The organism is Sphingobacterium sp. UBA2610, assembly GCF_002339225.1.
GTDB lineage: Bacteria > Bacteroidota > Bacteroidia > Sphingobacteriales > Sphingobacteriaceae > Sphingobacterium > Sphingobacterium multivorum.
The window spans coordinates 222,087-236,640 of sequence record NZ_DDKA01000001.1 but is presented as its reverse complement, the minus strand read 5'-3'; the positions used below and the strand labels follow the sequence as shown (position 1 = coordinate 236,640).

16 protein-coding genes are annotated in these 14,554 nt (G+C 38.2%); 12 read left to right on the top strand and 4 right to left on the bottom strand.

Going from position 1 to position 14,554, the window contains the following annotated elements:
• Nucleotides 1-209: 209 nt before the first annotated feature.
• The 8 genes from B4Z47_RS01050 to B4Z47_RS01015 all read left to right on the top strand — a co-directional run bounded on the left by B4Z47_RS01050 (nucleotide 210) and on the right by B4Z47_RS01015 (nucleotide 6,304).
• Nucleotides 210-1,478: a dihydroorotase gene (locus tag B4Z47_RS01050; RefSeq protein WP_115050705.1), complete on the top strand. Its 1,269-nt coding sequence runs from the start codon at nucleotides 210-212 to the stop codon at nucleotides 1,476-1,478.
• Nucleotides 1,479-1,482: 4 nt separating this feature from the next.
• Entirely contained in the window at nucleotides 1,483-2,157 is a 675-nt protein-coding gene (locus B4Z47_RS01045) for a hypothetical protein (RefSeq protein ID WP_070567700.1), read from the top strand.
• A gap of 5 nt (nucleotides 2,158-2,162) precedes the next feature.
• On the top strand, nucleotides 2,163-2,765 hold the full coding sequence (locus B4Z47_RS01040; protein WP_070567698.1) for a DUF4199 domain-containing protein: 603 nt from the start codon (nucleotides 2,163-2,165) through the stop codon (nucleotides 2,763-2,765).
• Between the two features lie 98 nt (nucleotides 2,766-2,863).
• The gene (locus tag B4Z47_RS01035) at nucleotides 2,864-3,814 is read left to right on the top strand and encodes a glycosyltransferase family 2 protein (protein ID WP_046674669.1); all 951 of its coding nucleotides are present in this window, start codon (nucleotides 2,864-2,866) and stop codon (nucleotides 3,812-3,814) included.
• Between the two features lie 6 nt (nucleotides 3,815-3,820).
• Nucleotides 3,821-4,948 (top strand): glycosyltransferase, encoded by a 1,128-nt coding sequence (locus B4Z47_RS01030; protein ID WP_070567696.1) that lies wholly within the window; start codon nucleotides 3,821-3,823, stop codon nucleotides 4,946-4,948.
• A gap of 86 nt (nucleotides 4,949-5,034) precedes the next feature.
• Nucleotides 5,035-5,307 carry a hypothetical protein gene (locus B4Z47_RS01025; protein WP_070567695.1) on the top strand — a complete coding sequence of 91 codons (273 nt, stop codon included), beginning with the start codon at nucleotides 5,035-5,037 and terminating at the stop codon, nucleotides 5,305-5,307.
• Nucleotides 5,304-6,071, top strand: a complete 768-nt coding sequence (locus tag B4Z47_RS01020) for an MBL fold metallo-hydrolase (RefSeq protein WP_070567693.1) — start codon at nucleotides 5,304-5,306, stop codon at nucleotides 6,069-6,071. Before B4Z47_RS01025 ends, B4Z47_RS01020 begins: the two co-directional genes overlap by 4 nt.
• Before the next feature lie 77 nt (nucleotides 6,072-6,148).
• A complete protein-coding gene (locus B4Z47_RS01015; protein ID WP_104382583.1) occupies nucleotides 6,149-6,304 on the top strand; it encodes a lmo0937 family membrane protein in 156 nt (51 codons plus the stop codon).
• A 4-nt stretch (nucleotides 6,305-6,308) separates the two neighbouring features.
• Here B4Z47_RS01015 and B4Z47_RS01010 read toward each other — a convergent pair whose 3' ends face one another.
• Both B4Z47_RS01010 and queA read right to left on the bottom strand, forming a co-directional pair.
• A complete protein-coding gene (locus B4Z47_RS01010) occupies nucleotides 6,309-6,992 on the bottom strand; it encodes a 2-C-methyl-D-erythritol 4-phosphate cytidylyltransferase (RefSeq protein WP_115050707.1) in 684 nt (227 codons plus the stop codon).
• Nucleotides 6,993-7,076: 84 nt separating this feature from the next.
• Complete coding sequence (gene queA, locus B4Z47_RS01005; RefSeq protein ID WP_070567689.1) at nucleotides 7,077-8,126, bottom strand: tRNA preQ1(34) S-adenosylmethionine ribosyltransferase-isomerase QueA; 1,050 nt, start codon at nucleotides 8,124-8,126, stop codon at nucleotides 7,077-7,079.
• A gap of 185 nt (nucleotides 8,127-8,311) precedes the next feature.
• On the opposite strand from queA, the gene B4Z47_RS01000 reads away from it, so the two are divergent.
• The 3 genes from B4Z47_RS01000 (at nucleotide 8,312) to B4Z47_RS00990 (ending at nucleotide 11,116) form a co-directional block, all read left to right on the top strand.
• Nucleotides 8,312-9,556, top strand: a complete 1,245-nt coding sequence (locus tag B4Z47_RS01000; RefSeq protein WP_175442026.1) for an ABC transporter permease — start codon at nucleotides 8,312-8,314, stop codon at nucleotides 9,554-9,556.
• 79 nt (nucleotides 9,557-9,635) lie between these two features.
• Nucleotides 9,636-10,205, top strand: coding sequence for a DUF2306 domain-containing protein (locus tag B4Z47_RS00995; RefSeq protein WP_236560230.1), 570 nt, complete (start codon nucleotides 9,636-9,638; stop codon nucleotides 10,203-10,205).
• The gene (locus tag B4Z47_RS00990; protein WP_070567683.1) at nucleotides 10,202-11,116 is read left to right on the top strand and encodes a YARHG domain-containing protein; all 915 of its coding nucleotides are present in this window, start codon (nucleotides 10,202-10,204) and stop codon (nucleotides 11,114-11,116) included. Before B4Z47_RS00995 ends, B4Z47_RS00990 begins: the two co-directional genes overlap by 4 nt.
• Nucleotides 11,117-11,209: 93 nt before the next feature.
• Here the strand turns inward: B4Z47_RS00990 and hisD are convergent, their stop codons facing one another.
• Nucleotides 11,210-12,499: a histidinol dehydrogenase gene (gene hisD / locus B4Z47_RS00985; protein ID WP_115050709.1), complete on the bottom strand. Its 1,290-nt coding sequence runs from the start codon at nucleotides 12,497-12,499 to the stop codon at nucleotides 11,210-11,212.
• Between the two features lie 22 nt (nucleotides 12,500-12,521).
• On the bottom strand, nucleotides 12,522-13,373 hold the full coding sequence (hisG, locus tag B4Z47_RS00980) for an ATP phosphoribosyltransferase (RefSeq protein WP_046674456.1): 852 nt from the start codon (nucleotides 13,371-13,373) through the stop codon (nucleotides 12,522-12,524).
• Between the two features lie 579 nt (nucleotides 13,374-13,952).
• Here hisG and B4Z47_RS00975 point away from each other — a divergent pair.
• Nucleotides 13,953-14,543 carry a phosphatase PAP2 family protein gene (locus B4Z47_RS00975; protein ID WP_070567677.1) on the top strand — a complete coding sequence of 197 codons (591 nt, stop codon included), beginning with the start codon at nucleotides 13,953-13,955 and terminating at the stop codon, nucleotides 14,541-14,543.
• Nucleotides 14,544-14,554: the final 11 nt, after the last annotated feature.

Here is a 14,554-nt window from a genome sequence, read left to right as displayed (position 1 = left end):
CTCGTTGAAATCTATTTTTAATGTTCTATAATAAATTTGTATTTTGTAACTTTGTTTCTCGAAATGAAGCAATCACGAGCATCACGCGAAAAAGTTATTTATAGCTATATGATTTATAGTGATAAAGCCACTGTCTGTCCATTCTTACTGCGCACGCTACCCGCTTCGATAAATAAGTTGTATCCTTTTAATTTCAATCACATTCATATATGAAAAGCTTATTGATTACTTCTGTTAAAGTAATTTTACCTGGTAACGAATTTCATCAGCAGCAAGTTGATGTATTTATCGAAAAGGGAAAGATTGCACAGATTGGAAAATCTGTCAAAGTAGCTGATAAAAACATAGAAACCTTAGATGGTGCCGGAAAAGTTTTAGCGCCAGGTTTTTTTGACCTACATGCCAATTTTGGAGAACCTGGATTAGAAACCAAAGAAGACATCGTTAGTGGAAGCGCAGCAGCTGCTGCTGGAGGATTTACTGGAATAGCCGTAATGCCTAATACCGAACCGGCGATTCAAAGCCGTTCCGAGGTTGCACTTATTGTCAATACAGCGAAAGGAAATATTGTTGATGTACATCCAATTGGAGCGATCAGTAAAAAGAGAGAAGGGAAAGAACTGGCCGAGCTATTTGATATGAAGCAAACGGGTGCTGTCGCTTTTAGTGATGGAAACAGGAGTGTACAGCAGGCGGGATTAATGAGCAGAGCGTTGTTATACGCTAAAGGATTCGATGGATTGATTTTTTCACATGCTGAAGATGAGTCTATGGCAGGTGGAAACAAAATGAATGAAGGTGAGATGAGTACTTATTTGGGAATGAAAGGTATTCCTAACCTGGCCGAATCGTTAATGGTTTCTCGTGATCTGTATTTAGCGGAATATACTGGAGCTCCAATTCATTTTGCATCCATCAGCACTCCAGAAGCTGTCGATCTGATAAAAAAAGCGAAAGCAAAAGGTCTTCCAGTAACATGTGATGTTGCTGCACATCAATTGGTGTTTACTGACGATGATATTGTCGGTTTTGATAGTAATTATAAGGTAAGCCCCCCATTACGCACAAAGGCAGATCTGAAGGTATTACTTAAAGGCGTTAAGGACGGTACTATCGATGCTGTCGTTTCGCAACACACACCGCATGAAATAGAATTTAAGAATGTTGAATTCCATATTGCAAAAAATGGAATTATTGGACTGCAGACCGTATTACCACTCTTGGTTCGTGCTGGATTAAATGAAGAACAAATTGTCAATAGTCTTTCAGTTAGACCCCGGCAGATTCTAGGACTTGAAGTTCCTCTTATTGAGGAGGGAGCAATAGCCAATCTTGTCGTATTTGACCCTGTGAAGACTTGGAACTTCGATGAAACAACAAATAGATCTAAATCTAAAAATTCTCCATTATTTGGACAGACTTTAAAAGGTGCTGTCGAATTGATCATCAATAATAATCAAATCATAAAAAACGATTAAAACCATGGAAGCAAATATTAAAGCAGCCGTTGAGGCAGGTATATTAAATTATGGCAAGGTTGATGGGATCTCGACTGCCCCGGAATTTCTTGAAAAGATTATTGCCGTATTCAATACGGAAGCAAGTTATTTAGAGAAATTAGAACTGTTGGATCAATCTTTTGATGATTATCCACTTTTTGATGAGTTGCGTGAGGTTTATGTAGACCTTTTACTCATGAACTTTTTCTCCAATGATGTTTTAAAGCTTGAAGATGACTATTTGGATTCCGAGGAATGGGAGGCTATAGAAGATGAAACTATAGATAGGGGAACAGAATTGTTGAATATTTTTCTTTATTTAGGGGAATGCAAGGACGATGAGATTGAACCTGAATTGGATGATTTCTTAAAGGAATTTTTATTAGTTGATGAAGATGAATTTCAGGATGAGCATGAAATTTATGAAGATATCATTGCCAATCAAATTGTAGTAGATAGCCCGTATGCTGAAATTGCAAAAGTAGGAAAAGGATTAAATCCGAGAAGTGAAGTCTACGAACTTTTTTATCCTATCATGAGCTTCTTTAGTGAGTTGAAACCATCTGAAAAACAATTTGAAGAGTATGCAGAAGCGTCTTCCAATAAGGCATTTGATATTGCACTTTACCAAATAATTAGTACTTACTATAACAAATAATTTTTATGGCAGATTCAATCAACCAAAGTAATGTAGGATTTGATGCGGTAATTGACAAAAAGAAAAGTATTATTTACGGTGTTATCCTGGGAATAATTTCTTTCATTCTCGGATTAGTCGTCTTGTTTGTTGTCAAAGACTTAAATTCCTTTTGGGGGGTAATGTCGATGTCATTTATTGTTAATACTGGTCTTTTTGTTATTATTTCTGCGCTTTTCGCTTTCTCTCTTAGGAAAGCAAATGGCGGATACTGGAATTTTTCTATAGCATTAAAATCCATATTTATGATGCTTGCTATTTCCACTATTATTTCAACAATTGGGACACAGGCGTATGTTAATTTCATTAATCCAACTTTACAAGAAAAGGTGGAGACACATACAATTAATGTTACAATTGAGTATATGGAAAAGAACAATGTGCCGGATGAGGTTATCGATTCAAAAATCGCGGAACTTGAAAAGCAAGTTGATGCTATTGGAAAGATAACGTTAGGGCAGGTGCTCAAAGGGTTGGCTATCACGCTGATGTTTCAATTTGTTTTTGCATTACTATTATCAGCCTTGACAAAACGAGAAAAATTGGTGATCAAACAAGAGACCAATTAGTGTTTAATAAAATAAAATTGACCCTATAAGGTATTACTGAAAAAGTAATACCTTTGTTGGTATTATAATACTACATTTTTAGCATGATTAACATTCACATGGATATTTCTGTTGTTGTTCCTTTATTTAATGAAGAAGAATCCTTACCCGAATTGACAGCTTGGATCGACCGCGTTATGGCGGCCAATCATTTTTCCTATGAAATTATTTTAGTTGATGATGGGAGTAAAGATAATTCTTGGAAAGTTATCGAAGAGTTGAAGTTAAAGAACACGAATATTTCTGCGATAAAGTTCCGACGCAATTACGGAAAATCTGCGGCTTTAAATGTAGGCTTTGCTGCTGCACAGGGCGATGTGGTTATTACAATGGATGCAGATCTACAGGATAGTCCAGATGAGATTCCTGAACTGTATGATCGGATCGTGAATAAGGGAGCGGATTTAGTATCGGGTTGGAAGCAAAAACGCTATGACCCATTGACCAAAACAATCCCAACCAAATTATTCAATGGGGTGACAAGATCGATGTCTGGAATTTATAACCTGCATGATTTTAATTGTGGTCTTAAAGCTTATAAGAAAGATGTTGTCAAAAACATCGAAGTTTATGGCGAGATGCATCGTTACATCCCTGTTATTGCAAAATGGGCAGGATTTACCAATATACAGGAACAGGTAGTACAGCATTACCCACGTAAATATGGTACCACCAAATTTGGCCCGGGTCGTTTTGTGAAAGGTTTCTTAGATTTATTATCCATATTTTTTGTCGGGAAATTTTCGAAAAGACCGATGCACTTTTTTGGTGTTATGGGCGTGATTAGTTTTCTTGCAGGTTTATTTATCTCCATTTATTTAATTTGCCACAAATTGATGAGTATCGCCAGCGGCACACCATTTAGAGATATAACAGATCAACCTTTATTTTTCTTTGCGCTGACAGCGATTATTTTGGGAACACAATTATTTCTGACTGGTTTTTTGGCTGAATTAGTGTCTAGAAGCAGCTCCGATCGGAATGATTATCAAATTGAGAAAGTCATTTAATTAATTATGCGAATTGTGATTTTAGGGTCCGCTTATCCGTTAAGGGGCGGTGGGATAGCATCTTTTAATGAACGATTGGCATTTCACTTTCAGGAAGCAGGGCATGAAGTGGACATCTATTCTTTCAGCTTACAGTATCCTAATTTCCTTTTTCCCGGAAAGTCTCAATATTCGGATGAGCCAGCACCAACTGGCCTTCATATTAAGACCACGGTCAATTCCATTAATCCATTTAATTGGATTAAGGTAGGTAAAGAACTAAAAAAGGCAAATTATGATTTGCTTATTGTACGATTTTGGATGCCGTTTTTTGGACCTTGTTTGGGAACAATTCAACGACAAGTTCGAAAAAATAAACATACTAAGATTGTATGCATCGCTGATAATATCATTCCTCATGAACAACGGATAGGGGATAGCTTATTGATTCGTTATTTTTTAAAGTCTGTTGATGCTTGTCTCACCATGAGTAAAAGTGTGCTGGCAGATCTGAAAATGTTAAGCCCGAAAATGCCAGCGGTATATACGCCGCATCCACTCTATGATAACTATGGTGTACATCAGAGTAAAAAGGAAGCACGTCGATTACTTAAGATTGCCGAGGGGGATAAAGTCGTATTGTTTTTTGGTTTTATTCGTCAATACAAGGGTTTGGATATCCTCCTGGAGGCATTGGCTGATCCCAGAATACGTACCCTTGGGGTGAAATTGCTGCTCGCAGGCGAATTTTATGGTGACCCTGCTCCTTATTTGAACCTTATAAAAAAGTATAAACTGGAAGAGTTTATTTTTATGCATACTGATTTTATTCCTAATCAGGAGGTCGGAAGGTATTTTTCAGCGGCAGATTGTGTGGTCTTGCCCTATCGGAGTGCTACACAGAGTGGAATTACGCAGGTTGCTTATCATTTTGATTTACCGATGATTGTCAGTAACGTTGGGGGATTGCCTGAATTAGTTCAGCATGAGTATGTTGGTTATGTCGTGGAACCTGATGCCCGTCAAATGGCCGACGGTATTTTTTCATTTTACCACTACAATAAAGAAGAGCAATTTAGAACAAATATTATTGACGAGAAAAAGAAATATAGCTGGGATACTTTTGGCAATGAACTCCTTAAGTTGGTCGATTGATTGACATTCGTGATTTTATTTGTATATAAAATCAAATTTATCTAAGTTTGGGAGACTGAGGTAGAAATTTAAAAGGAGGAGAGATTTTGTTACCGTTTACACAAAGCAGTTTAACGAAAATAGAGGAGTTTTTCAAAGAGCAGGGGTATAAAGTGAGGTACGAGAAAGGTTCCTTTCGTACCGGTGCCTGTATGTTGCAGACGACAAAAGTGGTCGTAGTCAATAAGTTTTCGAATCTTGAAATAAAAATCCAGTCACTGTGGAATATATTACTGGATATTGATATTGATTCGGAGGTTATTTCTGAAAAATTTCTTCCACTATATGAAGATGTGTTGAAATCAAAAATTGTAGCTTGAGAATAACATTTTTAGGAACCGGAACATCACAAGGGGTGCCAGTAATAGCATGCCAATGTCAGGTCTGTCAATCTGAAGACAAACGTGATAAGAGATTACGTTCTTCTATTCTTATTGAATACAATCAGCATACATTGGTTGTCGATACCGGTCCTGATTTTAGATACCAGATGCTGCGCGAGAAAGTTATGCATTTGGACGCCGTATTAATGACGCACTCACATAAAGATCATATTGCGGGACTGGACGATGTTAGAGCGTTTAATTATCAGCAGCATAGTTCTATTTCAATTTACGGCACCGAAGCACTTCATGAAGCACTAAAGCGTGAATTTTATTATGCATTTACGGAAATTAAATACCCAGGAGCGCCTAGACTGGATTTGGAAGAGATAAAGGCTGGTGTGCCATTGTCTTTATTCGGAAAGGAAATTATGCCTATCGAAGTCCTGCATTATAAAATGCCTGTGTTGGGCTTTAGAATTGGAGATTTCGCCTATATTACTGATGCGAAGTTCATTTCTGACGAATCAAGAAAATTATTGGAAGGAGTAAAGATTCTTGTCGTAAATGCTTTACAGAAGGAATCTCATATTTCACATTTAACGTTGGAAGAGGCGATTGAATTTGCCGATGATATTCATGCCGACAAAACCTATTTTACACATATTGGGCATCGAATGGGATTGCATGAAGTTGTTTCAGGAGAATTGCCCGAAAATATGTTTCTAGCCTATGACAGATTACAGTTGGATATAACCTAATCTATTTAATATAAAACTATAGTCCTTTTTCGTTGTTATACCTATAAAAAATAAATTAGGTATTAAATTATAAGGAAATGGGAAATTTACTGTACATCATCGCCGTTATTTTAGTTATCATTTGGGCGATAAGCTTTTTTGGAGGTTATGCGGCTGGAAATAATATCATCCACATTCTTTTGGTGATTGCAATTATCGTTGTATTACTACGTGTTATTCGTGGCAATGCTTAACCATTTAAATTAGTTTTAAATAAAGTTGGGCAATTTGTAAGTCTTGGGGATAGGTGATTTTTATATTCTTAGAATCACCTTCAACAATATAAATACTTTTGCCCGTTTTTTCGACCACTGAAGCATCATCTGTAAAAAGTGGATCTTCATCTTGTTGGTAGGATTTTAACAACAATGCTCCGAGGAAGACTTGTGGAGTTTGTATCAGCCAAATCTGATTTCTATCTGTGGCGGTATTTGTGGATATATTTCCTAAACGCACCGATTCAACACTCTTTTGTGCCAATACAATTGCTTGGTGTTCGTAAGCTCCCTGAAAAGCCTTTCTAATTAAATCGTCCGAAATAATCGGACGAGCTCCATCGTGTACGGCGATGTAATCTTTAGGACCAATGTCGAAGTTTTGTTTAATGTAGTCTATACCGTTCTTTACGCTTTCGAAACGAGTTTTTCCGCCAAATGCAATATGTATTGGTCTGTCAAACTGATACTTTACACATAACTGGTTCCAATAGCTTTCCATTGCTTCACTGATTACCAAGATAACTTCTGAAATGGTGTTGGATTGATAGAAGCGATCAATAGTATGCATCACGATCGGCAGCCCATCCAAGTTAAGAAACTGCTTTGGAAGATCGCTTTTCATCCTGTTTCCGATTCCTGCAGCAACGATTATGGCAAAATTCATGGTATTATTGAAGGGTTTTTATTTAAAAAAAACGTGGATAGTTAGGAAGCCATCCACGTTTTCTGTTTTTGTTATATCAAATCATTAGATAATTAACATGGCATCACCATAGCTATAGAATCTGTATTTTTCTTTTACTGCAACTTCGTATGCATTCATGACGTTTTCGTAACCAGCGAAAGCAGCAATCATCACCAAAAGTGTAGATTCTGGCGTGTGGAAGTTTGTAATCATCGAGTTTGCAATACTGAAATCGTAAGGAGGGTAGATGAACTTACTGGTCCAGTCAGAAGCCGCTTTTAAGTGATGGTCTGCAGAAACAGAAGATTCTATTGCACGCATAGAAGTCGTTCCTACAGCACACACACGACGTTTGTTATCGATAGCTTTATTAACAACGCGCGCAGCCTCATCAGTGATGATAAACTGTTCGGAATCCATCTTATGTTTGGTTAAATCTTCGACTTCAACGGTACGGAAAGTTCCAAGCCCAACGTGAAGAGTAACTTCTGCAAAATCAACGCCTTTTAGTTCCAAGCGTTTCATTAACTCTCTGGAGAAGTGAAGTCCCGCTGTAGGTGCAGCGACAGCCCCTTCATTTTTTGCATAGATTGTTTGATAACGGAATTTATCTTCCGGTGTAGCTTTACGCTTGATATATTTAGGAAGCGGAGTTTCACCTAAGATTTCGATATTACGGCGGAACTCTTCATCGGTACCGTCAAATAAAAATCTAATTGTACGACCACGAGAAGTTGTATTGTCAACCACTTCGGCAACCAATAAATCATCATCACCGAAATATAATTTGTTGCCTACACGGATTTTACGCGCAGGGTCTACCAATACATCCCAAAGACGAAGTTCATTGTTCAATTCACGCAACAAGAAAACTTCAATCGTCGCTCCAGTTTTTTCTTTATTACCGTAAAGGCGCGCTGGAAAAACTTTAGTATTGTTTAAGATCATGACATCCTTGTCATCGAAATAATCCAATACATCTTTGAAAATTTTGTGTTCAATTTTACCAGTATCTCTATGTAGGACCATCAAGCGTGATTCGTCACGATTTTCAGAAGGTTCAGAAGCAAGTAATGATTCTGGTAAGTTGAATTTAAATTGAGATAACTTCATCTTTAATAATAGTATATATTAATATCTGCCTTTCAGTGCATTACAGTGCACCAAATACCAGGCTGCCAAAAGCATACAAAGTTATAACTTTTTCGGGTATGGAAGAGCCATATTTCTAATTAATGTATATATTTTTGGGGATTTTGACATTAAATCAAAACTATATTGTATTTTAGAATACAATTATGCTATTTTTTAGATTGATATTGGAGAGTTGTCAGTTTGCTTTTTCGGCATTGAAAGACAATCGTACTCGCACCTTACTTTCGCTGCTGGGTGTGACCATCGGTATTTTTACGATTATTGGTGTATTTTCTGCAGTAGATACCCTACGGAATAATATAGAGGAATCAGTCAAGAAGATTGGCAGCAAAACACTGTATATCGAAAAATGGCCCTGGGATGGCGGCCCAAATTTCCCTTGGTGGAAATACTTGAATAGACCCGAACCCACATACAATAATTACCTGGATTTAAAAAGCCGGATGACGACGGCTGAGTATATGGCGTATATGATCAATATCGGCAATACGACTATTAAATATAAAAATAATTCGGCCCAAGGCTCATCGGTTAATGCTGCGACTTACGAAAATCTTTACATTCAAAATTTGAATATTATAGATGGTCGTTACTTTGCTGAAAGTGAGTCGAGGGGTGGAGCTCTTGTAACTGTGTTGGGCGCAAATATTGCAGAGGGGCTTTTTCCTAATGAGGAACCAGTTGGCAAATATATCAATATGTTAGGCCGAAAAATTCAGGTTATTGGTGTATTAAAGAAAGAAGGAAATGGTGTATTGATTAATACCTCTCCGGATGATACAGCCTTTATTCCGTTTGAGCTGGCTAGAAATTTGGTCAACTATGATAATTTCTCACCGAGTATAGCGATGGTTATTAAATCGAACTACACGCTTGGCGAGGCTGAGAGCGAAGCGAAAACACTTATGCGGTCGATTCGTCGTATATCACCACAACGGGAGGAGAATTTTTCCATTAACCAGACAACAATGATCACAGGTGCATTGGATCAGCTTTTTGGTATCATTAATCTGGCGGGTTTTTCAATTGGTATTTTTTCAATTTTAGTCGGCGGTTTTGGCATTGCCAATATTATGTTTGTAAGTGTCAAAGAACGTACACATATCATCGGAATTCAGAAAGCGCTAGGAGCTAAAAATTTCTTTATTCTTTCACAATTTTTAGTAGAGTCTATTGTACTTTGTTTGTTGGGTGGAGGGATTGGTCTCGTTGTCGTCTATTTTTTGGCTTTTGTGGTACAAGCTGCGACTGGCGTTGCTATTGTGGTCAGTTTGAAAATGGTAATGCTTACTGTTTCACTTTCTACTTTTATTGGGTTAATATCGGGCATTGTTCCAGCTTTAATGGCTTCTCGACTGGATCCGGTAGAAGCGATTCGGAGTAAATAAAAAAGGTATGTTTAAAAGGGCTCAATTTTCGATATTACATGGATTTTGGCTTTTAATCTTTGCTTACAGCTGCCTGTTGATGGCTGAAATTACTTTTCGCTATCGCGGCTTCTCTCTCGATGCTAATTTCTTGATGATTAAGCAGACCGAAATAGAATCACTTTGGTGGTATCGCTACGTGTTTTATATCCATGTTTGCACGGCTATCTTTGCCTTGCCTGCCGGCTTTACGCAGTTTAATACTTATCTATTGAATAAATATCCGCGAGTCCATCGAAGTATCGGGTATTTATATGTATTCGCCATTTTGGTTTTTGCCGCTCCTTCAGGTTTGCTTATTGGATCCGTGGCGAATGGCGGGTTAACCGCTATTATTGCCTTTGAATTATTGGGGCTTGGATGGTGCTATTTTACATGGCGGGCAGTTCGTTTGGCGAGTCAGCGAAAATTTGATAAACACCGTGATTTTATGATCCGTAGTTTTGCATTAACCTGCTCGGCATTGACCCTACGTTTTTGGAAGGTTGCTTTAGTATACTTCTTTCAGCCCAATCCCATGGATGTTTATCAAATTATTACATGGCTGGGATGGATACCTAATTTGTTGCTGGCGGAATTTATTATTTATCAAAAAAATCATAAATTATGAAGAAAAACCTTTGTTTACTGTTATTGCTTGGAGCAGTCCTTGGTTGTAAGGATGGGAAAAGTAAAAAGAATGAAACTGCCGAAATAAAAGATACTGTTGCCGTCGAGCGTGAGGCCCATCAGGAACTTTACGGTAATTGGGTTGGCGACTTTGTCGTTGATGAAAGAACACTTGGAGAAGATGAGGGTTTGCCAACAACGGATTACGCTCCGAAGATAAATCTGACGATAAAGAAAATTACCGATAAAGGAGGTGTTTATGGACAGAATGTTGTAAAGGGGAATCTGCGCTCTTTTGTGGGGAAGTTGGAAGAAAACGGTGCTGATATTCGCTTATTATTGGATGAACCTGGAGACAGAAAATCCGACGGGCGTTTTGAAATTAAGCTTAATCATGACACGCTAATTGGTAACTGGTCTGCGTATGACCAGGGTGTAAAGATCAAAAAGCGAAACTTTAAATTGTTGAAAAAACAATTTGCCTATAATCCAAATCTGATGCTTAAAAATCAGGATGGAGAGGAGGGGACGTTGGTTGACTGGATTAATGAAAAAAGAAAAGAGGAAACTGACGTGGATGGTGACTCAACGTATACATACATTATACAATATTATAGATCTGCATCTCCCGCAGTCTTTACTGTAAATGCGTCTAAGCAAAAGTTGACAGAGAAAGATCTGAAAAACCTCAAGAAATTAGATTTGGAAATTATTCGGAATACCATTTTCGCCCGACATGGCTATGCGTTTACTAAACCCAGCATTCGCCAATTTTTTGAGCCTGTAGATTGGTATGTACCTATTTCAAAAGATGTGAGTGCAGACTTAAGTCAACTGGAAAAAGATAATATAGCCTTGCTGACTAGGTTTGAAAGATATGCAACAGATAATTATGACACCTTTGGAAGATAATTCAGTTGGCATTACGAGACAATATTTATGCGATCAATCACACAAAAAAGGCTTTACATTGTAAAGCCTTTTTTGTGTTTTCAATAGGGATTTTTATCCATTCTTCCGAATGGAAATCGCATTTTTATGCGCCTGTAGTCCCTCGAGTTCAGCGAGTATTTCAACCACTGATCCGATTTGTTGAAGCCCGGTTTCGTTTATATGTTGAAAGGTAACTTTTTTAACAAAAGAATCTACCGATACGCCTGAATAGGAGCGTGCATAACCTGATGTCGGTAGTGTGTGATTTGTACCTGAGGCATAATCTCCTGCGCTTTCAGGTGTTAAGTGTCCTAAAAAAACAGAACCAGCATTGCTGATATAGCGTGTTAAGGATTCCCATTGGTCCGTCTCCAAAATAAGGTGTTCTGGTGCATAATCGTTTGAAAACTGTATGGCCTCCTGAAGCGTCTCAACAGTTACTGCATAGGAATTTTCAATCGCTTTTGAAGCGAGTTCCTTGCGTGGCAAAACCGCTAACTGGGCTACAAGGGCTGTGTTGACTGCATCAACTAGCGCATTGGATGTTGCAACCAGGACTGCTTGACTGTCGGCTCCATGTTCAGCCTGTGCCAAAAGATCTGCTGCCACAAATGCTGGGCTTGCCGATTCATCCGCGACGATCAGCACTTCGGATGGTCCTGCAGGCATATCAATACTGACATTTGCTAGCCCCTGTATGATGGATTTTGCTTTTGTGACAAACTGATTGCCCGGGCCAAAGATCTTATCCACTTTTGGTATGGTCTCCGTTCCAAAACCCATCGCTGCAACAGCCTGAGCACCTCCAACTAAGTATATTCTGTTTATCTTAAGTAATTTTAAACAAAAAGCGATAAAGCCATTGATTTTTCCATTGGATTGAGGTGGAGAACAAACGACGATCTCTTTGCATCCAGCTATCCTTGCCGGGACACCAAGCATTAAAAGCGTGCTTGGTAAAACTGCTGACCCGCCAGGGATGTAAAGTCCAACTTTTTCAATAGGACGGACTTCTCGCCAGCATTTTACACCGGGCATCGTTTCAACCGTACGCTCTCTTTTTAGCTGTGTACTATGGAATTTATGGATATTTTGAAAAGCGATTTCAAGTGCTCTCTGTTGATCACGGCCTATGGTAGACGCCAAAGCGTCGATATCTTCCTCGTCTAAATATAATCTGTCAAGTTCAACTTTATCAAATTTGGCGGCATATTCGCGCAGAACCACATCACCTTGTTGACGTACTTGTTGAATAATCTCCTGAACAACATCCTGAATTGCATTGTTGGGGTCCATATTTCGGGCAACCAATTGTTGTATTTCCTCTTTCCCTAGGGTCTTGTAATCATATTTTTTTAACATAGTCGTACCTCGCGTGTCAAGTTTAAAGGATGATTTTTTCAATTGGCATTACAACGATACCTTGGGCACCTTCAGCTTTTAACTTATTGATCTTATCCCAAAAGTCATCTTCCGTGATAACAGTGTGTACAGCAACCCAACCTTCTTCTGCCAGTGGAACAACCGTAGGACTCTTAACACCGTGTAATAAAGAAGTAATAGCCGGCAAATTTTTCTTTTCGACATTCAATACCACATATTTAGTTTCTTTTGCTAAAAGAACAGATTCGATACGTTGCACTAATTCCGCCAAAACTTCATTGCCTTCCAATCCCTTTCTTCCGACCAATATGGCTTCTGAATTTTTAACATCAGCAAAAGGCTTCAAACCATTACTTTTTAGTGTTCCACCGGTCGATACGATATCACAGATCGCATCACTAAGACCCAAACCGGGGGAAATTTCAACTGAGCCAGATATTAAACGGATATCTGCATTGATCTTATACTCGTCTAGAAAATTCTTTAGGATATTTGGATAAGAGGTTGCGATTGCTTTGCCGTTAAGGTCTTTAATGTCTTGGATGGTGCTATCTTTGGGAATAGCAAGTTTCAATGTACATTTTCCAAAACCAAGCCTCTTGATGTATTCTACTTTAGATTCGGTCTCATCAATAATGTTCTCACCGACGATGCCCAGGTCGGCTATACCTTGTTCCACATATCCCGGAATATCATCATCTCTCAGAAATAATATTTCGAGTGGGAAATTCCCAACCGTGGTGATTAAAGAGCTTTTGTAGTTCTCGAAGTCTAAACCACAATTTTTCAGTAATTGAACAGATTTTTCGTTTAACCTACCCGATTTTTGGATAGCAATTTTAAGATTTTTCAACGCTTTATAAATGTTAGCAGTAAATTATTAATAATAAGAAATCAAACAAGAGGGAAGGTATTCTACGTAAGAACACATTAAATTAACATATCGCCACAATGGCGATGATGAAAATGAAAATGATGTACGCAAGTATAGACCATGTTTGTATTAATAACTGCAGGCAAATGTATAGTAAATTAATGGGAAATGCAAGACTATCATTTTAAAATTCTTATCCTAATGGACTTGTTGTTGAAATGAATTCAATTTTCTTGAAAAAATTGTAAAAACTAGGTCATTGATTGGGGAATACACTATAATTTAGACAAAAGACAATGCTGATTTCCTATCCTATAGTAGGCTGTTTGAATTACTCCAATAGTGAGCTGTGAAATTTTGTTCAACCGAAATGTTTCTTGGTAGGGTGACAACTCTCATAAATTTCCTTATTTTTAAGGATTGGGGGATGACTTATTAAGTTAATAGCGGATAAGAGTGACAATAGTGGGGGGAGAAGTTGTTGTTTAATAAATTGGAGTAGTGTGTTTAGTGGTACCTAATTCAAGGGAATGGTAAATTAGATCAATTATTTGTTAGATGAAAAGATTAGCTTTTATTTTTATTTGTTGGGTTAACTGTCTTTATGGCCCTGTTCTAGGACAAGAAAGTCCAGCGTCTACGTTAGATATCCGGATATTGGAGTCCATAGCTGAGACTCGGACAGCGCCACAAACACAAACATTTAAAGTGCTTTCTGATATCAATAACTATGTTCAGATAGCCGTTCCTGTTGGTTTACTGGTTGCCGGTGCGGTCAACGATGATAAGGCAATGCGTCAGAATGCCCTGTATGTTGCCAGTAGTACGGCTGTAACAGCGCTAGTGAATGTTGGTTTAAAACATATCTTTAAGCGAAGTAGGCCATTTAAAAAATATCCTAATTTCATATCGGTTCGTACAGCCGGTGGGTATTCCTTTCCCTCTGGTCATACGTCATCTGCTTTTGCTACGGCTTCTGCTTTGTCTCGAGCCTACTCGAAGTGGTACGTCGTTGCGCCATCCCTTTTATGGGCGAGTAGCGTGGGATATTCAAGGATGTATTTGGGCGTACATTTTCCCTCCGATGTATTAGCAGGAGCTGTACTAGGAACGGGAGCGGCCTTTGCTTTGGATGGATTAAAGAAATAATATAGCAATAG